Here is a 26,820-nt window from a genome sequence, read left to right on the forward strand (position 1 = left end):
CAGAACGCCGCGAAACGTCTGAAACCGAGTAGAATCAATGTCATGCGCCTTGTCCAGAAATTTAAACCGGACAGCAGTGGGCCTGTCCCGAGCATCTGCAACGCTTTGATTTTACTCGCTGGCTCAGATCCTCGGCACAAGGCCGAGGATGACGACGTAGCGGGGGAAAACCCCTCCCCAACCCCTCCCCACAAGGGGGAGGGGCTTATGCTGCCTCGCCCTCCGACCCCAATCGACCTTTCCTCCGCTAGACCGAGTTGTGGGACGCCACCATCTCCCCGGGTTAAGCCCCTCCCCTTGTGGGAGGGGTGGGGGAGGGCCTTCTCCAAAAAAAATCACCCTCTCGAAATTTTTTCATCCCCCACCATCCCACGCCCCTTATCCTGTCTCTCGTTCCATCATCGGCTACACCGCGAGGCGTCGCGGCGAGATGGGGCCGGCGCTGGGGGAAGGGGGACGACGTGAACCCTCTTTCTCCGGGGCTTCGAGAAACGACGACCCCCGAACACTGGGGACCTGGGCGTGAAAGCGTCCCCCAGAGTGGCGTCTCGCAAGGGACGTCATAGTAAGGCCCGCTTTAGAGGCGGATTACCCGCAGGCTCGACCTGCGGCGACGAGCGTCAAGTTCGAGGCACAAACCGCCGAATGCGGGGCGCGATGAGCGTCATACTAAAACTAAACAAACGAGGCGTTCTTCGCGCCCCGGCCGAGCCCGTATGGGCGAAGCGAAAGGATGAGGCAAAACTCCGGGCGGGAGCACGCGGCGGAGCGATTTGGCGCGTCCGCCGCTCTGCCTCACCCCAATTGCTTCTTCAGCGCATAGAGAGCCTCCAGCGCCTCGCGCGGGGTCATGTCGTCGGGATTGATCGCCTTCAGCGCCGCCTCGACTTCGGAGGCTTTCTGGGCCTTGGGCTCGTCGCGGCGGACCGCCGCCTGGAAGAGCGGCAGGTCGTCGATCAGCGTGGTCGCCGGGTTCTTGCGGTCGGCGTCTTCGAGCAGCGTCAGCACTTCACGGGCGCGGGCCACGACCGAATCGGGCAGGCCCGCGAGACGCGCCACCTGGATGCCGTAGGAGCGATCGGCTGCGCCGGGGCCGACTTCGTGCAGGAAGACCACGTCGCCATGCCATTCCTTGACGCGCATGGTGACATTGGCGAGCCGGGCGAGCTTTTCCGACAGCACGGTCATTTCGTGGAAATGCGTGGCGAACAGCGAGCGGCAGCGATTGACCTCATGCAGATGCTCGACCGCCGCCCAGGCGATCGACAAGCCGTCGAAGGTCGAGGTGCCCCGGCCGATTTCATCGAGGATCACCAGCGAGCGCGGCGTCGCCTGGTTGAGGATCGCCGCCGTCTCGACCATCTCCACCATGAAGGTGGAGCGGCCGCGGGCGAGATCGTCGGACGCCCCGACGCGGGAGAACAGCCGGTCGACCACGCCGATGCGCGCCTCCTCGGCCGGCACATAGGAGCCCATCTGGGCGAGAATGGCGATCAGCGCATTCTGGCGCAGGAAAGTCGATTTACCGCCCATATTCGGGCCGGTCAGCAGCCAGACGCCGCCATTTTTCTGGCCTGCCAGCGGCGAGAGATCGCAGTGATTGGCGACGAAGGGCGCGCCTTGCGCCTTTTTCAGCGCCTGCTCGACCACCGGATGGCGGCCGCCGCGAATGCAGAAATCGAGCGTGTCGTCGACATGAGGCCGGCAATAGGCCTGCTCGTCGGCCAGGGCTGCGAGGCTCGCCGAGACGTCGAGCACGGAAAGCGCATTGGCCGCCGCCTTGATCTCTTCTGCGGCGTCCACCACCGCTCTCACCATGCGATCATAGGCGGCAAGTTCGATCGCGAGCGCCTTCTCCGCCGCGTTGGCGATGCGGCTTTCGAGATCGGACAGCTCCACCGTGGTGAAGCGCATGGCGTTGGCGGTGGTCTGGCGATGGATGAAGCGGGCGCGGCGTTCGGGCGTTTCGGTCAGCGCGCCCGATGTGCCCGTAGTCATTTCGATGAAATAGCCGAGGACATTGTTGTGCTTGATCTTGAGCGATTTGACGCCGGTTTCCTCGGAATAGGAGGCCTGCAATCCTGCGATCACCCGGCGCGACTGGTCGCGCAGTTCGCGCAGTTCGTCGAGTTCGGGGATCGCGCCGTCGCGCACGAAGCCGCCGTCGCGTTTCAGGAGCGGCAGATCCTCCGCCAGCAGGCCGGCGAGAAGATCCTCGAGCGCGAAGGGCACGCCGCCGAGCGCCGACACAGCCTCACCGAGCTCCTCTGGCAGCGCGCGTCCGGCGAGGATGCCCGCGGCGCCACGGGCGGCGGCAAGACCGGAAAGAATGGCTGCGAGATCGCGCGGGCCGCCGCGATCGAGCGCCAGCCGCGACAACGCGCGCGGCATATCGGGCGCGCGCCGCAACTCGCTGCGGATCTCGTCGCGCAATCTCGCCTCGTCGAGGAAGAAGCCGACCGCGTCGAGCCGCGCGTTGATGATATCGGGCTTGGTCAAAGGCGACATCAGCCGCTCGGTCAGAAGCCGGGTCCCGCCGCCGGTCACCGTCCGGTCGATGGCTTTCACCAGCGATCCCTCGCGCGAACCGGACAGGGTGCGGGCGAGTTCGAGATTGGCGCGGGTGGCGGGATCGATGAACAGGGTGGAGGCGGTGCTTTCGCGCTCGGGCCGGCCGAGCGGCGGCCGTTCGGCGATCTGGGTCTTTTCGACATAGGCGATGGCCGCGGCGCCGGCGGCGAGTTCGGCGCGGGTGAAGCCGCCAAAGCCGTCCAGCGTGCCGACATTGAAATAGCGGGCGATGCGACCCTCCGCCGTGGCGCTGTCGAACAGAACGGACGGTTGCGGGCTGACCACCCGTCCCAGCACGTCGAACACGCCGCGCAGGTCGACATCGTGGAACAACTGGTCGGAGACGATCAGCTCCTTGGGGTCGATGCGCAGGATATCGGCGAGCAGTCGCTGCAATTCGCTTTCGGCAACGCGGAAGACGCCGGTGGAAATGTCGATCCAGGCCAGCGCATAGACGGGCTTGTCGCCGCCCTTGATGCGGGCGAGCGCCATCAGATAATTGCTGTCGCCGGGATTGAGGAGCTTCTCCTCGGTGATGGTGCCGGGCGTCACCAGCCGGATCACGTCGCGGCGCACCACGGATTTCGCCCCGCGCTTCTTGGCTTCGGCGGGGTCTTCGATCTGCTCGCAGACGGCGACGCGATAGCCGAAGCCGATCAGTTTCTGCAGATAATCGTCGGCGGCGTGCACGGGGACGCCGCACATCGGAATGTCCTGGCCGAGATGCTGGCCGCGCCGCGTCAGCGTGATGCCGAGCGCGCGGGAGGCTTCGAGCGCGTCTTCGAAGAACAGTTCGTAGAAATCGCCCATGCGGTAGAACAGCAGGCTGTCGGGATTGGCGGCCTTGATCTCGATGAACTGCTCCATCATCGGCGTGGCGGAAAGGCGGCTTTCCTCCGAGGCGAGCTGGGCGACCGTGAGCGCGTCGGTAATCGTCATGCTGTTCTTTTTGACAAAGGAGAAGTGGTGGCTGATAAAGCCAAGACACTAGACGGATTGCGTCCAAACACAATAAGGGCCGCGCCCGAAACGGGACGCGCCCACAGAAGCCTTGAGGGAGGAATTTTATGCCGAAAGAGACCAAGCGCGACCGCACCCTGCCCACCGTGACGCGGCAGGAAGCGCTGGATTTCCATTCGCAGGGACGGCCAGGCAAGCTGGAGGTGACGCCGACCAAGCCGATGGCGACGCAGCGCGATCTGTCGCTCGCCTACTCTCCCGGGGTCGCCGAGCCGGTCAAGGCCATAGCCGAAGATCCGGCGACCGCCTATGATTACACCTCGCGCGGCAATATGGTGGCGGTCATTTCCAACGGCACGGCGATCCTCGGCCTCGGCAATCTCGGCGCGCTGGCCTCGAAGCCGGTCATGGAAGGCAAGGCGGTGCTGTTCAAGCGCTTCGCCGACGTCGATTCCATCGATCTCGAGATCGACACCGAGAATGTCGACGAATTCATCAATTGCGTGCGTTTCCTCGGCCCCTCCTTCGGCGGCATCAATCTCGAGGACATCAAGGCGCCGGACTGTTTCGTCATCGAAAGCCGGCTGCGCGAACTCATGGACATTCCGGTCTTTCATGACGACCAGCATGGCACCGCGATTATTGCCGCCGCAGGCCTCATCAATGCGCTGGATCTCACCGGTCGCGACCTCAAGACCACCAAACTCGTCTGCAATGGCGCGGGCGCAGCCGCCATCGCCTGCATCGAGCTGATCAAGGCCATCGGCTTCAATCCCGCCAACATCATCCTCTGCGACACCAAGGGGGTGGTCTATCAGGGTCGCACCGAGGGCATGAACCAGTGGAAGTCGGCGCATGCGGTGAAAACCGACCGGCGCACGCTGGTCGAGGCGATGGATGGCGCCGATGTCGTGCTCGGCCTGTCGGCCAAGGGCGCCTTTTCGGCCGAGATGATCCGCTCGATGGCGGACAATCCGATCATCTTCGCCATGGCCAATCCCGATCCGGAAATCACCCCGGAAGAGGTCGCCCGCATCCGCGACGACGCCATCATGGCCACGGGCCGGTCGGATTATCCGAACCAAGTCAACAATGTGCTGGGCTTTCCCTATATCTTCCGCGGCGCGCTGGATGTGCGCGCCTCCACCATCAACGACGCGATGAAGATTGCCGCCGTGCGCGCGCTCGCCAATCTCGCCAAGGAAGACGTGCCGGACGACGTGGCCGCCGCCTATCAGGGCAACCGGCCGCGCTTCGGCGCCAATTACATCATCCCCGTGCCGTTCGATCCCCGGCTGATCTCGTCGATCCCGGTGGCGGTCGCTCAGGCGGCGATGGACACCGGCGTGGCGCGCAAGCCGATCACCGATCTCGACGCCTATGGGCGGTCGCTCAACAGCCGGCGCGACCCGATCGCCTCGACGCTGCAGCAGATCTATGAGCGCGTGCGCCGCCATCCCAAGCGGGTGGTGTTCGCCGAGGCCGAGGAAGAGCAGGTGATGCGGGCGGCCATCGCCTATGTCAACCAGCGTCTCGGCACCGCCATCCTGCTCGGCCGCGACGATGTGATCCTGGCCAATGCCGAACGCGCCGGCATCGATCTCAACCGTCCGGGCATCGAACTCATCAACGCCCGCACCTCGACACGCCGCGAGGCCTATATCGACTATCTCTATGCGCGGCTGCAGCGGAAGGGCTACCTGCATCGCGACGCCCAGCGGCTGATCAACACCGACCGCAACCATTTCGCCGCCTGCATGGTGGCGCTCGGCGACGCCGACGCCATGGTCACCGGCATGACCCGCAACTATTCGACCGCGCTGGAAGATGTGCGCCGCTGCATCGACGCCAAGCCCGGACATCGCGTCATCGGCGCGTCGCTCGCGCTCTGCAAGGGCCGCAACGTGCTGGTGGCCGACACCGCCGTGCACGACATGCCGTCGTCCGAGGAACTGGCCGACATCGCCGAGGAAGCCGCAGGCCTCGCACGCCGGCTGGGTTACGAGCCGCGCGTCGCCATGCTCGCTTATTCCACCTTCGGCCACCCCGAGGGCGAACGCTCCGAGCGGCTGCGCGAGGCGGTCAAGATTCTCGAAAAGCGCCGCGTGGATTTCGAATTCGACGGCGAAATGGCCGCCGATGTCGCACTCAATCCGAAGCTGATGGAGCAGTATCCGTTCTGCCGTCTCTCGGGCCCGGCAAACGTGCTCGTTATGCCGGCGTTCCATTCGGCCTCGATCGCCACCAAGATGCTGCAGGAACTCGGCGGCTCGACCGTGATCGGTCCGCTGCTGGTCGGCCTCGACAAGTCGGTGCAGATCGTCTCGATGGGCGCAAAGGACACCGACATCGTCAATATGGCGGCGATCGCCGCCTATAACGCCGGGACCTGAGATCCGATGGCGGCGTCCAGCGCCGCCATGCTCTCGCCGAGCTCCGCCTTCAGCCAGGCCCTGAAGGCTTTCGCCTTGGCCGTTTCGCGCCCGCCTTTCGCCGTCACGATATAATGGGCGAAACCGGTGCGGGCGCGGACGGGAAAGGGAACGGAGAGGCAACCGCCGAGAATCGCGTCGACGGTCAGCGTCTGCCAGCCCAGCATCACGCCCTGGCCCGAGATGACGGCGTCAAGACAGAGCGAGGCTTCATTGAGCCGATGCTTGGGGGTGATCGCGGCGCCCTGCAGGCCGACGGCGTCGAGCCAGACATTCCAGCCGAACATGGCCTGGCTGTCGATCACGGTGGGCACGGCAAGGAGATCGCGCGGCTCCTTGAGTTGGGTCGCCAGTGCAGGGGCGAGGACCGGGAAGATTTCCTGCTCCAGGAGCTGTTCCGCCTCGACGCCGGGCCAGTCGCCGCGGCCGACGCGGATGGCGAGATCGACGTCGGAGACGGCGGGATCGACCAGTCGGGTGGTGGCGTCGATGCGAATATCGATCTCGGGATGCAGGCGGAAGAAGCCGTCGAGCCGGCGCACCAGCCAGCGGGCGGCGAAAACGGGAGCGACGGAAATCGTCAGCGTCCGGTCATCGCCGCTGCGGGCCGACGCGACCGCGCTCGACAGCAGGCCGAAACCTTCCGTCAGCTTCGGCAAGGCGGCGCGGCCGGCTTCGGTGAGCGCAAGGCCCTTTGGACGGCGCTCGAAGATCTGTCTGCCGAGCTGCGCCTCGGCCTTGGCGATCTGCTGGCTGATCGCGCCCGGCGTGACCCCGAGTTCTTCCGCCGCGGCGAGAAGCGAGCCTGTGCGGCCGACGGCTTCGAGAGCCCTCAGGCCGTTCAGATGAACGAGGTTGAGATTGCGCATTTAGAAAACCTAAATCGACGACGTGAAGAGCTGCATTGAATGCAGGACTGCGAAGGAGAATATCTAAATCATCTCGTCAAAGCCAGATGGAGGCGACAAGATGATGGAGACAAGACGAAACGGGTTGGCGACGATTGTCGAGGCCGCATGGGCGGCGCTGTCGCGCGGCGCGGCCTGGCTGATAGAGCGCGATGAGCAGGAGGCGGATCCGTTTCTCGATCCGGTCTTTCGCCAGATGAGCCCGCGCGAGCTCGCGGATCTGCCTGTCGCTCCTTGGCCGGCGGAAGCCACTCGGCCGGCAGAAAAAGAAACCTCCCCGGTGCGGATTCCGGAGAGGTTGAAGAAAATGCCGGAGCGAACGGCCAGTCCGGCCCCGGGCCTGCCGAAGGATGGGGTGGATGTTCAGCAGGCAAAACGCTGCGCGTCTGCGCCGTAGTAATTGAGGTAGCGGGACGAGATCGCCTCGACCGGCAGCACGATCAGCACATCGGTCGTGCCGAAGGCGTGATCGACCACGGCGCCGTCGCCGACCATGGCGCCGAGGCGCAGATAACCCTTGATGAGCGGCGGCATGGCCATCAGCGCCCGCTTGGCGTTGACGGCTTCCGGCGGCATCAGGTCCATATGGCGATGATGCTGCGGCAGGGCGCTGACCGCCCATTCATCCTTGGCGAGATTGTTGTGATGCAGGAAGGACAGAGCCAGTGCATGCAGTTCCGGATAGCGGCCCGGAAACGAGCCGCAACCGAACATGACTTCGAGACCATGCTTGAGCGCATAGGCCCAGTTGCCCTGCCAGAGCAACTCCACCGTGCGCTTGGTGCGGTAGGCCGGCAATACGCAGGAGCGCCCGAGCTCCATGAATTTCTTGCCGGGATGGCGGGCGAGGAAGGGCGCGATGTCGAATTCGGAGGCTGAGTAAAAACCGCCATTGGCGAAAGCGACGTCATGGCGGAGGATGCGATAGGTGGCGACGATCTGCTCGTGGCTTTCGCCTTCGATGCCGGTGTCGAGCACGATCAGGTGATCGCAGATCTCGTCGAACGCGTCGATGTCGCGGCCGAGGCGCATGGCCGACGCCGGCAGTTCGGCGCCCATTTCCTCGACGAAGATCTTGTAGCGGATGGTCTGGGCAGCCTCGATCTCGCGGCGGGACACGGCAAGACGGGTCTCCAAAGCGCCAATACGGCCGAGAACGGGCTCGCGGGCGTTGAACAGCGAAGAAGAGGAAGGGTCGAGCGGCGGCGCGATGTCCGAATTGATCTGTAAGAGCTCCGCGGTCATGGCAGCATCCTTTGCGTCGAGATGCCGCTCTATAACCATATCTGTGAGACAATACGATGACGCAGACTGTCGACCGGCGGAGCCGCCGGTCTCTAAACGGCGGCGTCCAGCGCCGGCTTTCCGAGAAGCCTGAGGATCGCGCCATTGAGCAAATCGGGCTCCGCCGGCTTCAACAGCACGAGATCGGCGCCGCGCAGCAGAAGCTCCCGACGCGTGGCGTCCGAGGCGTCGGCGGTCAGCACGATCACGGGAGTGACCGGCCAGCCCTCGGCCGCTTCGGTCTCGCGCAGGCGGGCGATGAATTCGAGGCAGACGCCATCGGGCATATGATGATCGGTGAGGATCAGGTCGGGACGCTTTTCGACAAAGGCGGCGTCCAGCTTGCCGAATGTGTCGGCAAGACGGGCGCGGTGGCCGGCCTTTTCGAGAATGGCCTGAGAGATCATCGCATTGACCGGATCATCCTCGCCGATCAGGATCGAATAACCCGCTCCGGCCGGATGGGCCAGCGTCGGCTCTTCATCCTGCGCTTCGGCAGCGAGAACGGGGAAGTCGTCGTTTGCGGCGTCGCGGGCTTCGAGACCGCGGAGCTTGCCGGTCAACACATCGATCAGCGACTGTTCGCGGAGCGGCCGAATCAACCAGCCGTCATAGGCGCCGCCCGACATCTGGGCGGGACGAGATTCGGGATTGACGAGATAGACCCGCTTGGCCCCCGCAAGCCGGGGATCGCGGCACAGACCGGCGGTGAACTCGGCGTCCAGCCGGTGATCGACGATGATGCCAGTGAATTTCTCGCGCATGGTCAACAGCGTTTCGGCGTCGATGATCGAAGAGGCCGCATGCGTCTCTGCGCCGAGGCCCTGCAGCGTCTCGGCGAGCGCAGAGGCGGCGGGGCCGACGGGGGCGAGCAGCAGGATACGGCCGCCGGCCAGTTCCCGGCCGCTGCGCATGGGCTTGGTCTGCATGTCGGCGGGCATGCGGATGGTGAACACGCTGCCCTGGCCGAGGGTGCTCTCGACCGTGATGCCGCCGCCCATTTCGGCCATGATGCGGGCGGAGATCGCCAGACCCAGACCGACGCCGCCTTCGCGGGCGCGGCTGAGATCGCCCTGCTCGAAGGCGTCGAAGATGCGCTTGAGTTCGCCTTCGTTCATGCCGGGGCCGGTGTCGCGCACGGTGACGACCAGCTGACCCGCCTCGACGCCGACATGGACGATCACGCCGCCCTGTTCGGTGAATTTCACGGCATTGCCGACGACGTTGTAGATCACCTGCTTCAGGCGCGCCGGATCGACGCTGAGCAGTTCGGGCAGATCGGACGCCATGACGGCGCCGATTTCCACGCCCTTTTCATGAGCGCGGCTCGACAGAAGCTCGACGATGCTTTCGACCAGCGGACGGATCGGTTCGGTGCGCGGGCGCAGCCGGAAGCGACCGGCCTCGACGGTGGAGAAATCGAGGAGATCCTCGACCAATTGCGCAAGCGCTACGCCGGACGCGCGGATGCCGGCGAGGTAATTGGCCTGAACGGGCGTGAGCTCGGTGTTGGACAGCAACTGTCCCATGCCGAGCAGGCCGCTGAGCGGGGTGCGGATTTCATGGCTGACGGTGGCGATCAGCTGCGATTTCAGCCGGCTCTCTTCCTCGGCGCGCGCCCTCGCCTGCTCGCGGCTTTCGGCGTCGGAGCGTTCGGAGGTGACGTCACGGGCGATGGACTGGACGACCATGTCGCCCATGATCGGATCGCGGGTGACGATGTCGTGCCAGAGATAGGTGCGCAGACCGTCGCGCGTGCGGAAGCTCACATCATAGCAATGCTTGATCTTGCCGGGTTCGAAACGGATGCCGAGATCCTCGCAGGTGCGGCCCTCGGGCGTCTCGCAGCCGCTGACGCGGCGGAACGTGTTGTTGGCCGACAGGATGACGCCCTTGAGGCTGCGGCAGACGGTGATGTCGCCGAGCGCGTCATGGATCGCACCCATCAGGACGCCTGCGGCCAAACGGCTGTCGCCGGAGGCCGAGGACGGCTCTTCGGGCGGAGAAGCTTTTTGAAGCGAGGAAGCGGGCGTCGCGGTCCGCGACGCGGGCCGGCGCGCAGAGGAGCGGAAGAACAGGCTCGCAAGCGCTATCAGCGCCAGAAATCCGCCGAGGGCCAGCAAGCCGGCCTCCAAGCCGGAGGACAAGGCAAGAGCGGCGGCCACCAGCAGGCTGCCGGCGATCCAGTATTTTATCGCGCCCGGACCTTCGGTCTCCGAGATCGCCAGGAGCTCGTCGGGATCGGGTTCGAGGGGCGGCGAGAAGTCGCGCCGAGACGGATCTTTCACCGGATAACGCAAGTCCATAGGCTCCTCCTTCGGGCGAGGAGCCTCGGATAGGAATTCCATCGCAAGGCGATGCTGGAGTTTTTGCGGTTCGCTCATACACGATGGGCTAACACGCATCCGCTTTCAAAAGCCTTGCGGGACATTCTTAAGGCCGGGTTAATTCCCGTTCCGGGACGCTTTTGGCTGAAAAAAGATCTCCCAGACGCCGACGCAAGCGGCGCCCACCGAGATCAGCGCATCCGCCAGGTTGAAGACGGCGAAGGACCATGTCTCAGTATGAAACAACACATAGTCGACGACATGGCCGTAAACGAATCGATCGATGATATTGCCGATGGCGCCGGCGACGATCATCGCAAAGCCGAGATTGAGCAGGAAGGCCCGCCGGTCGGAGCCGCGCCACCACCACAGCACAACGCCGATGATGATGAAGCGCATGACGACGATCACCCAGCCGTCCATGTCGGACAGAAAGGAGAAGGCGACGCCTTCGTTCCAGGTGCGATAGAGCGCGAGAAACGGGATGACCGGCAGCGCCTCATGCAGCGGCAGATAAAGCTCCACCAGCGCCTTGATCAGCTGATCGAGCGCGACAGCAACGAGGATGAAGGGCAGGAAGGCGCGCGGCCGGGCGAACAGGCTGTCTTTCTCGTCCATGTCAGGCGTCCAGTTCGAGCAGGTGACGGCGCGCCTCGAACAGCATGACGGCGGTGGCGCAGGCAAGGTTGAGCGAATCCGCCTTGCCCTGCTGGGGGATCTTGACCCTGACATCGGCGGCTTCCGCCAGTTCGTCGGGGATGCCGGATTGTTCGTTGCCCATCAGGAGAACGACCGGGCGGCTCTTGTAATCGGCGCGACGGTAATCGATCGCGCCCTTGAGATGGGTGGCGACCATCGTGGCGCCGGACGTCTTGCGCCATTTGATGAATTCGGCCTGGCTGGCGCGGACGACGGGCATGGTGAAGATCGAGCCCATGGTGGCGCGCACGGTTTCCAGCCCATAGGGATCGGTGGTTTCGCCGACGAGGATCACGCCAGAGGCGCCGGCGGCGTCGGCGGTGCGGATGATCGTGCCGAGATTTCCGGGATCGCGGACGCGATCGAGCGCCACCCAGGTCTCGCCGGCCTTGGGCTTGATAGACGAGAGCGAAGTCCAGCGGGCATGGAAGATGCCGACCACCATTTGTGGATTGTCGCGGCGGGTGACGGAGGACAGCACTTTTTCGCTGACTTCGAGCACGAGACCGCCGGCGGCGACGGCGCGCGAGGCTGCCTTCTCAACCAGCGGCTTGTCTTTTGCGGATTTCGCGAAGATCAGCGTATCGATCTTCCAGCCGGTCTCCAGCGCATCGAGCACCAGCTTCAGCCCCTCGGCCATGAACAGGCCGCCAGCTTCGCGGTTCTTCTTCTGGCTGAGCGCCTTGATGTCCTTGATGATGGGATTGGCGAGCGAGGTGATTTCCTTCACCTGTCCCGGACGGCGCGGGCCGTCTTCATGGCGTTCGGTCATGGTCTGGTCCAGCGGCTGAAAAGCGAGGTGGAAAGGGCGCGGGCGGCTTGTCCCGGTTCGGACGGCGTTTCGCGGATGATGAGTTCGCCCGACTCCACCAGTCCGCCCATGCCGCGCATGGTCTCCATCATCAGCTCATGCATGGAATAGAAGCTCGCCCGGATGGAATAGGCGGTCAGCACCAGGCCGATCGGCTTGGGCGACAGGAGATCGCGGCAGATATCGAGCATGACGGGCAGATGGTCGAAAAGCTGCCAGACTTCGCCATCCGGTCCGCGGCCGAATTTCGGCGGATCGGTGAGGATGATGTCATAGGTGTTGCCGCGCCGGCGTTCGCGCTCGATGAATTTCATCGCATCGTCGAGGATCCAGCGGATCGGCTTGTCGGTCATGCGCGCCAGCTGCTGGTTTTCCTTGCCCCAGCCGATGGCCTTCTTCGAAGCGTCGACATGGGTGACTTCGGCGCCGGCGGAGGCGGCGATCAGCGAGGCGACGCCGGTATAGCCGAACAGGTTGAGCACCTTGACCTTGCCGCTGCGTTTGGCGACTTCGTCGCGCATCCAGCTCCAGTGCACGATCTGCTCGGGGAAGACGCCGGTGTGGCGAAACGAGGTGAAACGACCGAAGAAATCGACGCCGAGCAATTGCATGGGCCAGGTTTCGCCGATGGCGCGGCGCGGAAAGCGCCAGCGTCCCATGCCTTCCTCGTCGGTGTCGCCGGTGAAGATCGCATCCGCCTTGTCCCAATGCGCCTCGCCGAGCGATTTCGGCCAGAGCGCCTGCGCCTCGGGACGGACTACGGTGATGTCGCCGTAGCGTTCGAGCTTGACGCCCGCGCCGCTGTCGAGCAGGCGGTAGCCGTCGTCGCCTGACGTTTCCAGAATGAGCGGCGCGCGCTCGGCCGGCCGCGCCCCGGTTCGCAAGTCAAGCTGCGGCTGCGGTTGCGGCGCGGGCTTGGATTCACGCTTCTCCCGCGGCGCTTCGCGCACCGTTTCATGGCGGGCGGCGCGGGGCTGCTCTGGGCGTCCGCCCGGTTTTGCGGCGCGCGCGGGGGCGCGATCGGCGGATGCTCGGGGACCGCGGGGCGGATTCTTGCTCTTCACACTCTGCCTTTTCTCAATTCTGCGACAAGCGGGTGGAATAGCACCGTTGCGCCACTTGGCAAAGATGTTTGAGGGCGGCATTACATGCAACAAAACCCCGCATGGAGGAGATGCGCATGGACCTGACCGGAGAAGAACGCATTGCCGCCCCTCGTGACACAGTCTGGGCGGCGCTGAACAATCCCGATATTCTCAGCAAGTGCATTCCGGGCTGTCAAAGCCTCGAAATCACCGGCGACAACCAGATGGCTGCGGTGAGCAAGCTGAAAATCGGCCCGGTGTCCGCGACCTTCAAGGGCACGGTGACCCTCAGCAATATCGTGCCGCCGGAAAGCTACACAATCTCCGGCGAAGGTTCGGGCGGGATCGCCGGTTTCGCCAAGGGCGGAGCGGATGTGAAGCTGACGGCGGATGGCGACCACACGATACTCGCTTATGCGGTCAACGCCAAGATCGGCGGCAAGCTGGCCATGCTGGGGTCGCGGCTGATCGATTCCTCCTCGAAGAAACTCGCGGAGAAATTCTTCCGCAAGCTGAACAAGGCGGTGACCAACCAGGCGATCACCGACGACGACGACGAGGATTGACCCTCAACGGGAGGCGGAGATGAGCTTTTGCGTGGTGAGGTCTTCGACCCGGACGCGCTGGCGATCCGCCTCCTCGCGCCATTTGCGGGCTTCGAAAGCCTCGTCGCGGGCGCGCTTGCGGTGACGCCCCTGGGCGAACCAGGTGGCGAAAGAGCCGATGACCACGCCGATCATCACGGCGATGAGCAGAAAGATGAAGAAGGGCAGCGTCAGCGCCAACGCCTGATCGGCGGGATCGAAGGGGTTGAGCGCAAGCGTGGCGGCGTGCCGGTTGGCGACCGACAGAAGGATCAACACCAGAGCGACGGGGATCAAAATCACGAGTTTGAAGATGCGCATGATCATCCGGCCAGTCTCTTTCTCACTTCATCGCGCCTGAAGCGCGCCGCACCATAGATCCGGCTGATGGGCAAGATCAAGCCGCAACGCCGACGCCTCTCGCGAGAGGAAAAACAGGATCAATCCTCGTCGTCTTCCTGATCGGCCAGATCGGGATTGAGGCGCTCGCGCAGTTCCTTGCCGGTCTTGAAGAACGGCACCCACTTTTCCTCGACGAAAACGGCGTCGCCGGTGCGCGGGTTCCGGCCCGAACGGGACGGACGGTTCTTGACGGAGAAAGCGCCGAAGCCGCGCAACTCGACGCGATTGCCGTTGGCGAGCGCGTCGGTGATCTCATCGAGCACCGCATTGACGATGTTTTCCACGTCGCGGTGGTACAGGTGCGGATTTTTCGCAGCGACAATCTGCACGAGTTCAGACTTGATCACGGACGCCCCCTCTGACGGACTCGGAATTTTCCCTATTATTTCTCGTCAAACTGCCAAACCGACACAAGACCGTCAAGCAACATCTTGTCATTGCTCAGCTTCCCGAAGGATTTGAGGTCAAGCGCCCAATCGAAGCCGACCATGCCCAGCAATTGGCGAGCGATGGCCCCGACGCCGAACAGCGACGTTTCTTTCTTCGCCGTCCATTCGACGATCGGCAGATCGGCCGCGACTTTCTTGCTTTCGAAATAATCGCGTATTTCCGCTTCGCCGCCGAGGGCGTCGACGAGCTTGACCACTTTCGCCTGCCGACCGGTGAAGATGCGGCCGTCGGCGAGTTTCAGCGTGTCCTCGCGGCTCAGCTTGCGCCGTTCGGAGACCAAAGTCACGAACCAATCGAAAGAGTCCATCACGGTGCCGCGAATGGCGTCGAGCGATTCGGGCGGCGGGGCGTGGAATGGCGATGGCTCGGCCTTGAGCGGCGCGGATTTGATCTCTTCCAGGGAGACGCCGAGCTTGTCGAGCAGCGGCTTGACCTGGCCATACTGGAATATCACCCCGATGGAGCCGGTGAGCGAGGTGTCGCCCGCGACGATATGGTCGCCGGCGACCGCGATCATATAGGCGGCGGAGGCCGCGAGCGTGCGGATATCGGTGACGACGGGCTTCTTGGCGGCGACGCGGCGGATGGCCTTGTAGATGACCTCGCCGCCATAGGTGGTGCCGCCCGGCGAATTCAGCGAGACGATCAGCCCCTTGACCGAATTGTTCGCCGCAATCGCGTCCAGCCGCTCCACCAGCTCCTGGTCGTCGGTGATGACGCCGCCGATCGAGACGCGGGCGATGTGGTCGCGGCCGGTCGGCGCAGACCCGTCTTGCTGCATCCAGGCGCTCCAGCCGATGGCCAAGGCCACGGCAAGAATGAGGAAGGCGAAAATGCGCCAGCGGCCGAGCTTCCGGCGCAGGCTGCGCCTTTCCAGGATCTGCGAGGCGTCCATCAATCCCTCCTGCATCATTCGTCCGGTCCTGACATAATTCCGCCAAGCCGGCAAGGATACCCGATAACGCCATTTAAACCGTCCTGATCAAAGATTTTCAGGGCAGGAGGCTTGATTGTAATTTTATGGCCAGCCGCCTATGTGATAATGCTCATGCGACCATTCAGGATGTTCATGAAGATTCGTTCCACATTCGACGCGCCGTTTGCGGATCCGCAACTCGCCTATCGGCGGGCGATCTCGCATTCGGCTCACGTCAAGAGGCTTAAAATCCTGCTGCCTGTGCTGGCGCTGGCGATTTCGCTCGCCTTCATCGCAGTCTCCTGGGTGCGAGCGATCTTCCCCGACAATCTGTCGATTGGCGGCGCGCGCATCGAAAACGGTCGCGTGGTGATGGAAAAGCCGGCGATCTCGGGCCGCAACGACGAGGGCATCAGCTATTTCATGAATGCGGCGCGCGCGCTGCAATCGATCGCCAACCCCTCCGACATCGCGCTTGAGACGATCGAGGCGGCCGTGCCGATCCGCAGCGACCTGATCGCGCGGGTGACGGCGACGGCGGCCAAATTCGATCGGGATACGGATCGCCTCGACATGACCGCGCCTTTCGTGGTGACCTTGTCGTCCGGCATAACCGCGCATTTCAAATCTGCCCATCTCGACGTGCATGCCGGCATTCTCGCCTCCAAGGAATCGGTCACCGTGACCGCCAAGGAATCGACCCTGGTTGCGAATGGCATGAATATAACCGATAAAGGCCGGGTGATCGGGTTTTCGGGCAATGTCCGACTGACCCTCAATCCAGCCGCGTTCCGTTCCAAAGAAAATCAAGGACAATGATCCGATGAGATTGGCCCGCTCTCTTGCAAGTCTGTCCTTCCTGGCTGTTCTGGCCGCGATCTCGTCGGGGGCGCACGCGCAAACCGCTGAGAAGAAGGGCTTTGCGCTGTCCAACAACAAGCCGATCCAGATCGAGAGCGACAATCTCGAACTGCGCGAGCAGGAAAAGCGGGCGCTGTTCGACGGAAATGTGAAGGTCGTCCAGGGCGCGATGACGCTGACTTCGGACCACATGATCGTCTATTACAAAGGCAAGGGCAATTCGCTGGCCGCCGGGGGCGGCGATATTGACCGCATCGAAGTCAACGGCAATGTCCAGGTCGTCTCGGGCACACAGAGCGCGCGGGGCGAAGAGGGCAATTTCGACATGCGCACGGAACTTTTGACGCTGTCCGGCAAGCAGGTGGTGCTGGTGGACAGCGGCAACGTGCTGACCGGCTGCAAGCTGACGGTGCAGATGAAGAGCGGCCAGGCCACTATGGGCAATTGCGGGACCGGCCGGGTGCGGATCCTGATCGATCAGCAATCCAACAAGTCCAATTGATCCGGTTGACGTCTTGAAAATCCCGTTTCTCACCAAGGCGCGGCCTGACGCCATCGCGGCCGAGCCGGACGATATCGCAGCGCGCGAACGCTATCGCGGCACGCTGATCGTGCGCGGCATCACCAAGGCCTATCGCGCCCGCCGCGTCGTCAACGGCGTGTCCATGGTGGTGCGCCGCGGCGAAGCCGTAGGCCTTCTCGGCCCGAACGGCGCCGGCAAGACCACCTGCTTCTATATGATCACCGGGCTGGTGCCCGTTGACCAGGGCCGCATCGAGATCGACGGCAACGACGTCACCTGGATGCCGATGTATCAGCGCGCCCGGCTGGGCGTGGGCTATCTGCCGCAGGAGGCGTCGATCTTCCGTGGCCTGACTGTCGAGCAGAACCTCCGCGCGGTGATCGAAATCCACACCAAGGACAAGGCTGCCCGCGAGAAGAAGCTGAGCGAGCTTTTGGGTGAATTCGGCATCACCCACCTCCGGGAATCGCCGGCTGTGGCATTGTCGGGCGGTGAACGGCGACGTCTCGAAATCGCCCGCGCGCTGGCGACCGATCCGTCCTTCATGCTGCTCGACGAACCCTTTGCGGGCGTCGATCCGATTTCGGTGGCCGACATCCAGAATCTCGTCCGACACCTGACGGCACGCGGCATCGGCGTGCTGATCACCGACCACAATGTCCGCGAGACGCTCGGGCTGATCGACCGCGCCTATATCATCCATGCCGGCGAGGTGCTGACCCATGGCCGCGCCTCGGAGATCGTCAGCAATCCGGATGTGCGCCGGCTTTATCTGGGCGACAATTTCAGCCTTTGAACGGCTGAAAATCAGCCGGCGGGCGCGGGTCCCGCCGCTTTCTGCTCTCGGCGCGCATAATTTTGCGGCAAAAGCCTTCCCTCTCTTGACCCGGGGAGATTTCTAAGCAATTTTTGGGCCAGTTCGTCATCGTTCGCATCACACTGCCATTGTCCCGCTCTCGGCGGGGACGAACAGGGAGTATAGCGTAAGCCATGGCCTTGTCTGCAAGCCTCTTTTTGCGACAGTCTCAATCGCTGGTGATGACGCCCCAGCTGATGCAGTCCATCCAGCTGCTACAGATGAATTTTCTGGAGCTGAACAATTTCATCGCCCAGGAAGTCGAGAAGAATCCGCTGCTGGAGATTGCGACGCCGGCGAATGCCGAACAAGGCGATTTCGACCAGCGGGGCTTCGACGGCGGGCGAGCCGCCGATCGCGGCGAAGAGCCGCCCCTGCAGCCGAGCCGCGCGGAGCGACTGTCAGAAGCCCTGGACACCGGCGTCGAAAACGTCTTCCAGGACGATGCCGGTCCGCGCAAGGCCGACGCGCCGGAACTGTTGCAGCAGTGGAAATCCATGCCGGGCGGCGCAGGCGAAAGCAGCGAAGCCTATGATCTCGACGATTTCGTCGCCAGCCAGGTGACATTGAAGGATCATCTCGACCGGCAGATCCCCTTCAGCGTGACATCGGACATCGAACGGCTGATCGCGCGGCACCTCACCGACATGCTCGACGAGAACGGCTATCTCGGCGCGGAAGTCGACGAACTCGCCGGACGGCTGAATGCCCGGCGCGAGGATGTCGACGCGGTGCTCGCCAAACTGCAGGAGCTCGATCCGCCCGGCGTCTACGCCCGGTCGCTGTCGGAATGCCTGGCGATCCAGCTGCGGCTCAAGAACCGGCTCGATCCGGCAATGAGCGCGCTTCTCGCCAATCTCGAACTTCTGGCCCGGCGCGACTTCGCCTCCCTCAAGAAAATCTGCGGCGTCGACGAAGAAGACCTGCTGGACATGCTGGGGGAAATCCGCGCGCTCGATCCCAAGCCCGGCAGCAGCTTCGAAAGCGCGCCGTCGGAATCGATCATCCCCGACGTGATCGTGAAAGCGGCCGCGGACGGCGGCTGGACGGTCGAAATCAATCCCGACACATTGCCGCGGGTGCTGGTCAACCAGACCTATTACGAGAAGGTCGCAGGCTCGGTGGCCAAGCAATCCTCCGACCACGCTTTTCTCGCCGAATGCCTGCAGAACGCCAACTGGCTGACCCGCAGCCTCGACCAGCGCGCCAAGACCATCATGAAAGTGGCGACAGAGATCGTGCGCCAGCAGGACGCCTTCTTCGCTCAGGGCATCGCCCATCTCAGGCCCCTGAACCTGAAGACGGTGGCCGAGGCGATCAAGATGCATGAATCGACCGTCAGCCGGGTGACGTCGAACAAATATATGCTGACGCCGCGCGGCCTGTTCGAACTCAAATATTTCTTCACCGTCTCGCTGGCCTCCAACGAGGGCGGCGACGGGCATTCGGCGGAGTCGGTGCGCCACCGCATCAAGGCGATGATCCAGGAGGAAACCGCCGACAAGATCCTCTCGGACGACGACATCGTCGAGGCCTTGGGCGGCGAAGGCATCGAGATCGCCCGCAGGACCGTGGCGAAATATCGCGAAGCCATGAACATTCCGTCTTCCGTGCAACGCAGGCGCGAAAAGAGAGCCATGGCCAAGGCGGTTCCGGCCTGAGACCGCTGATTTTCCAATCAACCTGGACAATCTCTATTTGTATGATTTATCGCCTATACACAGCCTGACGGAGCGTCTGCGCTTGACTTCGCCGCAGACGAGCGATAGAGCCCGCGCCCAATCACAGCCAAACCGCGCGTTCGAAACTCCTTAAGCACGCCGCGAGAAAAGCTTGGATGACGGACCGGCTTGGAATAGACTGACCCGAATGGTTTGCCGAAGCAGAACAGGCGCGCGCCCGGCCTTGGGCGGAGCGACCGGCTCTCGCGGCGGCGAAGGCCTCACGGGAACAGAGGTCCCTCCCGGAAAGGTCGTGACCATGCGGACTTCGGAAACGAAAGTGCAGGAAGGGAAAACACCATGAGTGTGCGTGTGACCGGCAAGCAGATGGATATTGGCGATGCGTTCCGCACCCGTATCACGGGCGCGATCAGTGATGGCGTGACCAAGTATTTCGACGGCGGCTTTTCGAGCCAGGTGACCGTCACCAAGACCGGATCCCGTTTCAACGCCGATTGCCGCATCCACCTCGATTCGGGCGCGGACCTGCATGCCGCCGGCGACGCCAACGACCCGCAGGTCGCTTTCGACTCGGCGCTGGACAAGATCGAGAAGCGCCTGCGCCGCTACAAGCGCCGGCTGCGCGACCACCACAATGGCGGCGACGCCCGCCTGCATATGGAAGTTGCCTATTCGGTGATCGACGCGCCGTTCGAGGACGACGACGAGCAGGAAGTGGCGGAAGATTTCGCTCCCGTGATCGTGGCCGAAACCACCAAGAAGCTCTCGACCATGTCTGTGGCGAACGCCGTGATGGCGCTGGATATGACCGATGAACCGGTCGTGATGTTCCGCAAGCCGGGATCGGACGAGTTGAACATTGTATATCGTCGCAACGATGGCAATATTGGCTGGATTGATTCTGCCAGCATCAAGGGCTGACCCCCTCGATTGAGACCATGCGGGTCGGCCGAGGCCGGCCCGCCGATACCAAGCCGGAAGAGGACAGTGTTTATGGCTTTGGCGGATATCCTGCACCCGGAAGCAATTCTACCGGGCCTGCGCGTACAGTCCAAGAAGCAGCTCCTCATGGAGCTTGCGACATGCGCCTCCACTCTCACCGGCATTTCCGAGCGGGAAATCTTCGACGTGGTGCTGCAGCGTGAAAAGCTGGGCTCCACCGGCGTCGGCGGCGGCATCGCCATTCCGCATGGCAAGCTGAAATCGCTCGACAAGATCACCGGCGTCTTCGCGCGGCTCGAAACGCCCGTCGATTTTGAAGCGCTGGACGACCAGCCCGTCGATCTCGTCTTCATGCTGCTCGCCCCGGAAGGCGCGGGCGCGGATCACCTCAAGGCGCTGTCGCGCATCGCGCGCGTCCTGCGCGATCAGGATCTCGTCGCCCGTCTGCGCTCGTCGGAAACGGCGCAGGCGCTGCATGCCTGCCTGAACCAGGAACAGACCTCCAACGCCGCCTGAGGGCGACGCAGGAGGGTTATCCCAGAAGAAACGCCCAGAATGTGACGCTGACGACGCCGAAACCGGTGGTCAGCGTAATCGTCGACGCCGCCAGGGGTTCGCCGGTGCGGAACTGCGAGGCGATCAGCCAGGCGTTGACGCCTGTGGGAACGGCGGCGACCAGCACCAGCGCGGTGCGCCACTGGTCGCTCAGACCCAGGAGCGTCGCGAACAACAGCACCAGCGCCGGCATGGCCACGAGCTTCAGCAGCGTCGCGGTGAGCGACAGCGGCAATTGTCCCGCAAAACCGTAGCGGCGCATGGCCATGCCGAGCGAGAGAAGCGCCGCAGGCCCGGCGATCTGCGAGATCTGGTGGATCACCGTCGCGGGCACGCCTTCCAGCCGCACGCCGAGAAGATGCCAGAGACCGCCGCCGATGATGCCGAACACCAGCGGATTGCGCGAGAGATTGCGCCAGAGCGAGGCGAGGAATTCCAGCCAATTGCCTTTGGGTTTGCCTGTGTCGCGCTGTTCGGCCTGCTCGATCAGCAGCGAGGAGGCGATCATCATCACCGGCAGATGAATGGCGATGAGGATCGACAGCGCGACAAGGCCTTCCGGCCCGACGATGCGGTCGATCAGCGGCAGGCCGACGAAAACGGTGTTGGCGAAGGCGGAGGAGACGCCCACGACGGTCGCCATGCGATGATTGACGGCGAAAACCGTGATCGACAGTGCATAAGCGATGGCCCAGACGATGGCGACGGCCGAAAAATAGGCGATCCACAGCCTGACCGGGAAAGCCCCGTGAAAATCCGCCTCCGCAATGGTGCGAAACAGAAGCACGGGCACGGCCACCTTGAAGACGAAGTTCGACAGCGCGTCGCCGGCTTCCGCTCTGAGATAGCCGGTGGCGACCGTCAACCAGCCGGCGAAGATCAGGATGAAGACCGGCAGGACATTTTGCGCGGTGGCGAGCATGGTTCGCGTCTCCTCGAGTTCAAGCCCTGCATATAGGCCGGACGCATGCCCGCAAAGCCTATCTTGCGTCAGGAAAAGCCTTTTCATGGTCATGGTGCGGCTTGTGTCTCGGGGGAAGTGATGGCAGTTTCGCAACCGCGAAAGGGCGGACCATGGCAGAACAGACGGATTTTCGGGAGCGGATCGAGGCGTCCTTCGCCTCCCAGGGCGCGATGGCGCTGATCGGGGCGGAACTCACCCGCATCGAGCATGGATCGGTCGAGATCGAATTGTCCTATCGGCCCGAACTCACCCAGCAGCACGGTTTCCTGCATGCGGGCGTGATATCGGCCGCGCTTGATTCTGCCTGCACCTATGCGGCCTATACGATGATCGAACCTGAGACCTCGATCCTGACGATCGAATTCAAGGTCAATCTGATGTCGCCCGGCAAGGCGCCGCGTTTTCTGTTTCGCGGCGAGATCACCAAGCCCGGCTCCAACATCATCGTGGCGGACGGACGCGCCTATGCGCTGGGCGACGGACCGGCCAAGCTGATCGCCTCGATGACCGGAACCAAGATGGCGCTGAGAGGACGAGAGGACATTCGCGGATGAGCGACAGGCTGAAACAGACGGGCGGAAAATCCATCCTCTATGTGATGGCCGCCGAGGCGGAATATGGCCCGGCGCTGAAGGCGCTGTTCACCCCCGTGATGACCGGCGTCGGCCCGGTGGAGGCGGCGGTGCAGCTGACACGCGTGCTGACCGAACTGACGCTCGACGGGCGCAAGCCCGATCTCGTCGTCTCGCTCGGCTCGGCAGGCTCGGCGACGCTGGAACAGACCGATGTCTATCAGGTTTCCTCCGTCTCCTATCGCGACATGGACGCCTCCGCCTTCGGTTTTGAGAAGGGGCGCACGCCCTTCCTCGACCTGCCTGCGGCGATCCCCCTGCCCTTGCGCATTCCCGGCGTGCCGGAAGCGCGGCTGTCGACTGGCGCCAATGTCGTCTCCGGCGCGGCGTACAAGTCGATCGACGCCGATATGGTGGAGATGGAAACCTTCGCCGTTTTGCGCGCCTGCATGAGCTTCGATATTCCGCTGATCGGCCTGCGCGGCATCTCCGACGGCAAGGAGGAGGTTCGCCATGTCAACGACTGGACCGAATATCTCGAGGTGATCGACGAGAAGCTCGCCCGCGCCGTCGAGGCGATGGAGACCGCGATCGCCGACGGACGCCTGGTTTTTTGAGCGACGCGGCGGCGCAACCGCTTGCGCGATCCCGAGAGATTCTTTAAAGGCTCGCCATGACCCAGCAAGCTCCCTCCGACACCATTCTCATCATCGATTTCGGCAGCCAGGTGACGCAGCTCATCGGCCGGCGCGTCCGCGAGGCGGGCGTCTATTGCGAGATCGTTCCCTTCCAATCCGCCGAAGAAGGTTTTCACCGTCTTCGTCCCAAAGCGATCATCTTTTCCGGCGGCCCGGCGTCGGTGCTCGATGAGGGCAGCCCGCGCGCTCCGCAGGCGGTGATCGACAGCGGCCTGCCGATCCTCGCCATCTGCTACGGCCAGCAGACGCTCTGCACCCAGCTCGGCGGCAGAGTGGAAGGCGGCCATGCGCGCGAATTCGGCCGCGCCGATGTCGAGATCCTCAAATCGAGCCCGCTGTTCGAAGGCTTCTGGGAGGTCGGACAGAAATATCCGGTGTGGATGAGCCATGGCGACCGCGTCACCGTGGCCCCCGAAGGCTTCGAGATCATCGGCACCTCGGAAAATGCGCCGTTCGCGATCTGCGTCAACGAAGCGAAGAAATATTACACCACCATGTTCCATCCGGAAGTGGTGCATACGCCTGACGGCGCCAAGCTGCTCTCCAACTTCGTGCACAAGATCGCTGGCGTGGCCGGCGACTGGTCGATGTCGGCCTATCGCCAGCGCGCGGTCGAGACGATCCGCGAACAGGTCGGCGACGGCCGCGTGCTCTGCGCGCTTTCGGGTGGCGTTGACTCCTCTGTCGCGGCGCTCCTCATCCATGAGGCGATCGGCGATCAGCTGACCTGCGTGCTCGTCGATCACGGCCTGATGCGCAAGAACGAGGCGCGCGATGTCGTCGCCATGTTCCGCGAGCATTACAATCTGCATCTGATCCATGTCGACGCCTCCGACCGCTTCATCGGCGCGCTCGAAGGCGAAAGCGATCCGGAGACCAAGCGCAAGACAATCGGCCGGTTGTTCATCGAAGTGTTCGAGGAAGAGGCCAAGAAACTGGGCGGCGCCGACTTCCTCGCCCAAGGCACGCTTTATCCTGACGTCATCGAAAGCGTTTCCTTCACCGGCGGCCCGTCGGTGACGATCAAGAGCCACCACAATGTCGGCGGCCTGCCCGATCGCATGAACATGAAGCTCGTGGAGCCCTTGCGTGAACTGTTCAAGGACGAAGTGCGCGTGCTCGGCCGCGAACTCGGCCTGCCCGACAGCTTCATCGGCCGCCACCCCTTCCCGGGTCCGGGTCTCGCCATCCGCTGCCCGGGCGGCATCAGCCGCGAAAAGCTGGAGATCCTGCGCGAAGCCGACGCTATCTATCTCGACGAAATCCGCAAGGCCGGCCTCTACGACAAGATCTGGCAGGCCTTCGCCGTGCTGCTCCCGGTGCAGACCGTGGGCGTGATGGGCGACGGCCGCACCTATGAATTCGTCTGCGCGCTGCGCGCCGTGACCTCGGTCGACGGCATGACGGCGGATTTCTATCACTACGACATGAACTTCCTCGGCCGCGCCGCGACCCGCATCATCAACGAAGTGCGGGGCATCAACCGCGTGGTCTACGACGTGACGTCGAAGCCGCCCGGCACCATCGAGTGGGAATAATTCAGGCTCTCTCCTGAGCGAGAAAAAGGCTGCGGCGAGCGATCGCCGCAGCCTTTTTGTTTTGACCTATCAAGCCTTGACGAAGGCCAGCAGGTCTTCGTTGAGCACATCGGCATTAACAGTGAGCATGCCGTGCGAGAAGCCGGGATAGGTCTTGAGCGTACCGTTCTTCAACAGCTTCGCCGACTTCAGCGCCGAATCCGCGATCGGAACGATCTGGTCGTCTTCGCCATGCAGGACGAGCGTCGGCACGGTGATCGCCTTCAGGTCTTCCGTCTGGTCAGTCTCCGAGAAGGCCTTGATGCCGTCATAATGGGCCTTTGCGCCGCCCATCATGCCCTGGCGCCACCAGTTCTGGATCACGCCTTCATGAACCTTGGCGCCTTCGCGGTTAAAGCCATAGAACGGGCCGGCCGGAACGTCGCGGAAGAACTGGGCGCGATTGGCGGCCAGAGCGGCGCGGAAGCCGTCGAACACCTCGATCGGCAGACCTTCCGGATTGGAGGCCGTCTTGAGCATCAGCGGCGGGACGGCCGCGACGAGAACGGCCTTGGCGACGCGGCCGGCGGGCTGACCGTGCTTGGCGACATAGCGGGCGACCTCGCCGCCGCCGGTGGAGTGGCCGATATGAACCGCGTTCTTCAGGTCCAGATGTTCTGCGACGGCGAATGCGTCGGCGGCGTAGTGATCCATATCGTGACCGTCAGCCACCTGGGCGGAGCGGCCATGGCCGCGGCGATCATGGGCGACGACGCGATAGCCCTTCGACAGGAAGAAGAGCATCTGGGCGTCCCAATCGTCCGAGGACAACGGCCAGCCGTGATGGAAGACGATCGGCTGCGCGTCCTTCGGACCCCAGTCCTTGTAGAAGATGTCAACGCCGTCCTTGGTGCTGACGAAACTGCTGGTCATGTCGGTCTCTCCTTGGTTCGTGGAAGCGGTTTGGGTCTTGGCGAATGCGGGAATATTGAGGGCTGCGAGCGACACGGCTGCGCCGCCCGTGATCAGCAAGCCGCGGCGGGTGGCCATCGGGCCGAAGCCTTGTTCAATCGATGCCATGGTCGTTCCTTTCTCGGATGGTTCGCGCTCTGTCGTCGTTTCGACATGGACAGATGTAGGCCATTCGTGCTTCATGGAGAGGTGGCGAAAATGACTTTAATGATGCAGAAAGTGACAATATGACGGAACAGGCCGACGTCGTGACGGAAATCGGGCTGCTGATCTATCCCGACTGTCAATTGTCGGCGGTTTACGGCCTGACGGATCTGTTCCGCATCGCAAGCCAATGGGCGCCGCAGCAGACCGAACATCCGAGAACCATTCGGGTTTCGCATTGGCGGATTGCCGGCGACGATGTGGTGTGCGGCTGGGACAGTCACCCGGGAGCGCCGCACCGTCTCGGCTATGTGATCGCGCCGCCGAGCATCATCATGCCGGCTGAGATGCAGCCGATGCCCGTCGCGGCGCGCTGGATGGCGACCAAGCACAAGGAAGGCGCCACGATCGGCTCGATCTGCGCCGGGGCCTTCGTTCTGGCGGAGACCGGGCTGATCAATGGCCGGCGCGTGACGACCCATTGGGCGTTCAGCCAGGAACTGGCCACACGCTATCCGAAGCTCGAACTGGCGGCCGAGCAGATGGTGATCGATGACGGCGACATCATGACGGCGGGCGGGATCCTGGCCTGGACGGATCTTGGACTGACGCTGGTCGAAAAGCTCATGGGCGTCGGAACGATGCTGGCGACAGCCCGGTTCCTTCTGGTGGACCCGCCCCGTCGCGACCAGGATGTCTACAAGGCCTTCGCGCCCAGATTCGACCATGGCGACGCCGCCATTCTCAGCGTGCAGCACCATATCCATGCGCAGGCTGCGGAGGCCCATGACATTCCAGAGCTCGCCGGCCGGGCGGGGCTTGCGGAACGCACCTTTCTGCGCCGCTTCGTCAAGGCGACGGGGCTTCGACCGACGGAATATCTTCAGCAGATCCGCATCATGAAAGCCCGTGATGCATTGGAAACCACCAATCTGCCCGTGGAGCAGATTTCGTGGAATGTCGGCTACTCCGATGTCACGGCCTTCCGGCGCGTGTTTCTGCGGGTGACGAGCCTCACGCCCACCCAATACCGGCAGCGTTTCGGCGTTCGGCATGGCGCATCGGGGGCACAGCCTGAGCAGGCTGCAGTCGGCTGAACAGTCCT

At 63.5% G+C, this 26,820-nt stretch carries 24 protein-coding genes and 1 pseudogene; 13 read left to right on the forward strand and 12 right to left on the reverse strand.

The window, feature by feature from the left end; all coding sequences use genetic code 11:
* Positions 1-795 precede the first annotated feature (795 nt).
* Positions 796-3,510, reverse strand: coding sequence for a DNA mismatch repair protein MutS (mutS, locus tag E8Q41_RS01965; protein ID WP_137153826.1), 2,715 nt, complete (start codon positions 3,508-3,510; stop codon positions 796-798).
* A gap of 128 nt (positions 3,511-3,638) precedes the next feature.
* Between mutS and E8Q41_RS01970 the strand changes: the two genes are divergently transcribed.
* Entirely contained in the window at positions 3,639-5,924 is a 2,286-nt protein-coding gene (locus E8Q41_RS01970) for an NADP-dependent malic enzyme (RefSeq protein WP_137153827.1), read from the forward strand.
* On the opposite strand, the gene E8Q41_RS01975 is transcribed toward E8Q41_RS01970, so the two are convergent.
* Positions 5,906-6,832 carry a LysR substrate-binding domain-containing protein gene (locus E8Q41_RS01975; protein ID WP_137153828.1) on the reverse strand — a complete coding sequence of 309 codons (927 nt, stop codon included), beginning with the start codon at positions 6,830-6,832 and terminating at the stop codon, positions 5,906-5,908. The two genes, E8Q41_RS01970 and E8Q41_RS01975, sit on opposite strands and share 19 nt — an antisense overlap.
* A gap of 100 nt (positions 6,833-6,932) precedes the next feature.
* Here E8Q41_RS01975 and E8Q41_RS01980 point away from each other — a divergent pair, with 100 nt between their 5' ends.
* Positions 6,933-7,268, forward strand: a complete 336-nt coding sequence (locus E8Q41_RS01980; protein WP_170976330.1) for a hypothetical protein — start codon at positions 6,933-6,935, stop codon at positions 7,266-7,268.
* On the opposite strand, the gene E8Q41_RS01985 is transcribed toward E8Q41_RS01980, so the two are convergent.
* From E8Q41_RS01985 to E8Q41_RS02005, 5 genes are all read right to left on the reverse strand, one after another.
* Positions 7,235-8,116, reverse strand: coding sequence for a GNAT family N-acetyltransferase (locus E8Q41_RS01985; protein ID WP_137153830.1), 882 nt, complete (start codon positions 8,114-8,116; stop codon positions 7,235-7,237). The two genes, E8Q41_RS01980 and E8Q41_RS01985, sit on opposite strands and share 34 nt — an antisense overlap.
* 92 nt (positions 8,117-8,208) lie before the next feature.
* Entirely contained in the window at positions 8,209-10,461 is a 2,253-nt protein-coding gene (locus E8Q41_RS01990; RefSeq protein WP_170976331.1) for an ATP-binding protein, read from the reverse strand.
* 138 nt (positions 10,462-10,599) lie between these two features.
* Positions 10,600-11,100, reverse strand: a complete 501-nt coding sequence (gene lspA, locus E8Q41_RS01995) for a signal peptidase II (protein ID WP_137153832.1) — start codon at positions 11,098-11,100, stop codon at positions 10,600-10,602.
* 1 nt (position 11,101) lies between these two features.
* Positions 11,102-11,953 carry an RNA methyltransferase gene (locus E8Q41_RS02000; RefSeq protein WP_137153833.1) on the reverse strand — a complete coding sequence of 284 codons (852 nt, stop codon included), beginning with the start codon at positions 11,951-11,953 and terminating at the stop codon, positions 11,102-11,104.
* The gene (locus E8Q41_RS02005; protein WP_246660049.1) at positions 11,950-13,056 is read right to left on the reverse strand and encodes a class I SAM-dependent rRNA methyltransferase; all 1,107 of its coding nucleotides are present in this window, start codon (positions 13,054-13,056) and stop codon (positions 11,950-11,952) included. The genes E8Q41_RS02000 and E8Q41_RS02005 overlap by 4 nt, the downstream gene beginning before the upstream one ends.
* A 116-nt stretch (positions 13,057-13,172) precedes the next feature.
* Here E8Q41_RS02005 and E8Q41_RS02010 point away from each other — a divergent pair, with 116 nt between their 5' ends.
* On the forward strand, positions 13,173-13,643 hold the full coding sequence (locus E8Q41_RS02010; RefSeq protein ID WP_137153835.1) for a carbon monoxide dehydrogenase subunit G: 471 nt from the start codon (positions 13,173-13,175) through the stop codon (positions 13,641-13,643).
* Positions 13,644-13,646: 3 nt separating this feature from the next.
* On the opposite strand, the gene E8Q41_RS02015 is transcribed toward E8Q41_RS02010, so the two are convergent.
* The 3 genes from E8Q41_RS02015 to sppA all read right to left on the reverse strand — a co-directional run bounded on the left by E8Q41_RS02015 (position 13,647) and on the right by sppA (position 15,408).
* Positions 13,647-13,988, reverse strand: coding sequence for a LapA family protein (locus E8Q41_RS02015; protein ID WP_137153836.1), 342 nt, complete (start codon positions 13,986-13,988; stop codon positions 13,647-13,649).
* A gap of 113 nt (positions 13,989-14,101) precedes the next feature.
* Complete coding sequence (locus E8Q41_RS02020) at positions 14,102-14,410, reverse strand: integration host factor subunit beta (protein WP_137153837.1); 309 nt, start codon at positions 14,408-14,410, stop codon at positions 14,102-14,104.
* Between the two features lie 35 nt (positions 14,411-14,445).
* The gene (gene sppA, locus E8Q41_RS02025) at positions 14,446-15,408 is read right to left on the reverse strand and encodes a signal peptide peptidase SppA (RefSeq protein WP_137153838.1); all 963 of its coding nucleotides are present in this window, start codon (positions 15,406-15,408) and stop codon (positions 14,446-14,448) included.
* Positions 15,409-15,576: 168 nt separating this feature from the next.
* Here sppA and lptC point away from each other — a divergent pair, with 168 nt between their 5' ends.
* The 6 genes and pseudogenes from lptC (at position 15,577) to ptsN (ending at position 20,809) form a co-directional block, all read left to right on the forward strand.
* Positions 15,577-16,248, forward strand: a complete 672-nt coding sequence (gene lptC, locus E8Q41_RS02030; RefSeq protein ID WP_137153839.1) for an LPS export ABC transporter periplasmic protein LptC — start codon at positions 15,577-15,579, stop codon at positions 16,246-16,248.
* Between the two features lie 4 nt (positions 16,249-16,252).
* Positions 16,253-16,792, forward strand: a complete 540-nt coding sequence (locus E8Q41_RS02035) for an LptA/OstA family protein (RefSeq protein WP_137153840.1) — start codon at positions 16,253-16,255, stop codon at positions 16,790-16,792.
* 88 nt (positions 16,793-16,880) lie between these two features.
* Positions 16,881-17,609 (forward strand): annotated as a pseudogene (gene lptB / locus E8Q41_RS02040) (LPS export ABC transporter ATP-binding protein); the annotation flags it as partial.
* A 194-nt stretch (positions 17,610-17,803) separates the two neighbouring features.
* Positions 17,804-19,330 (forward strand): RNA polymerase factor sigma-54, encoded by a 1,527-nt coding sequence (rpoN, locus tag E8Q41_RS02045; RefSeq protein WP_137153842.1) that lies wholly within the window; start codon positions 17,804-17,806, stop codon positions 19,328-19,330.
* A gap of 360 nt (positions 19,331-19,690) precedes the next feature.
* Entirely contained in the window at positions 19,691-20,272 is a 582-nt protein-coding gene (gene raiA / locus E8Q41_RS02050) for a ribosome-associated translation inhibitor RaiA (RefSeq protein WP_137153843.1), read from the forward strand.
* Between the two features lie 72 nt (positions 20,273-20,344).
* The gene (gene ptsN, locus E8Q41_RS02055; protein WP_137153844.1) at positions 20,345-20,809 is read left to right on the forward strand and encodes a PTS IIA-like nitrogen regulatory protein PtsN; all 465 of its coding nucleotides are present in this window, start codon (positions 20,345-20,347) and stop codon (positions 20,807-20,809) included.
* 16 nt (positions 20,810-20,825) lie between these two features.
* Here the strand turns inward: ptsN and E8Q41_RS02060 are convergent, their stop codons facing one another.
* Positions 20,826-21,770 carry an AEC family transporter gene (locus E8Q41_RS02060; protein ID WP_137153845.1) on the reverse strand — a complete coding sequence of 315 codons (945 nt, stop codon included), beginning with the start codon at positions 21,768-21,770 and terminating at the stop codon, positions 20,826-20,828.
* 152 nt (positions 21,771-21,922) lie between these two features.
* On the opposite strand from E8Q41_RS02060, the gene E8Q41_RS02065 reads away from it, so the two are divergent.
* Genes E8Q41_RS02065 through guaA form a run of 3 tightly spaced genes read left to right on the forward strand, consistent with a single transcriptional unit; the run spans position 21,923 to position 24,620 of the window.
* Positions 21,923-22,366: a PaaI family thioesterase gene (locus E8Q41_RS02065; protein ID WP_137153846.1), complete on the forward strand. Its 444-nt coding sequence runs from the start codon at positions 21,923-21,925 to the stop codon at positions 22,364-22,366.
* Positions 22,363-23,001: a 5'-methylthioadenosine/S-adenosylhomocysteine nucleosidase gene (locus E8Q41_RS02070; protein WP_137153847.1), complete on the forward strand. Its 639-nt coding sequence runs from the start codon at positions 22,363-22,365 to the stop codon at positions 22,999-23,001. Before E8Q41_RS02065 ends, E8Q41_RS02070 begins: the two co-directional genes overlap by 4 nt.
* Positions 23,002-23,057: 56 nt before the next feature.
* Positions 23,058-24,620, forward strand: coding sequence for a glutamine-hydrolyzing GMP synthase (guaA, locus tag E8Q41_RS02075; RefSeq protein ID WP_137153848.1), 1,563 nt, complete (start codon positions 23,058-23,060; stop codon positions 24,618-24,620).
* Between the two features lie 69 nt (positions 24,621-24,689).
* On the opposite strand, the gene E8Q41_RS02080 is transcribed toward guaA, so the two are convergent.
* Positions 24,690-25,532 (reverse strand): alpha/beta hydrolase, encoded by an 843-nt coding sequence (locus tag E8Q41_RS02080; protein ID WP_205910353.1) that lies wholly within the window; start codon positions 25,530-25,532, stop codon positions 24,690-24,692.
* 266 nt (positions 25,533-25,798) lie between these two features.
* Between E8Q41_RS02080 and E8Q41_RS02085 the strand changes: the two genes are divergently transcribed.
* Complete coding sequence (locus E8Q41_RS02085) at positions 25,799-26,812, forward strand: GlxA family transcriptional regulator (RefSeq protein WP_137153849.1); 1,014 nt, start codon at positions 25,799-25,801, stop codon at positions 26,810-26,812.
* Positions 26,813-26,820 lie beyond the last annotated feature (8 nt).

It is taken from the genome of Rhizobium sp. FKL33 (assembly GCF_005222915.1).
Lineage (GTDB): Bacteria > Pseudomonadota > Alphaproteobacteria > Rhizobiales > Rhizobiaceae > Rhizobium_E.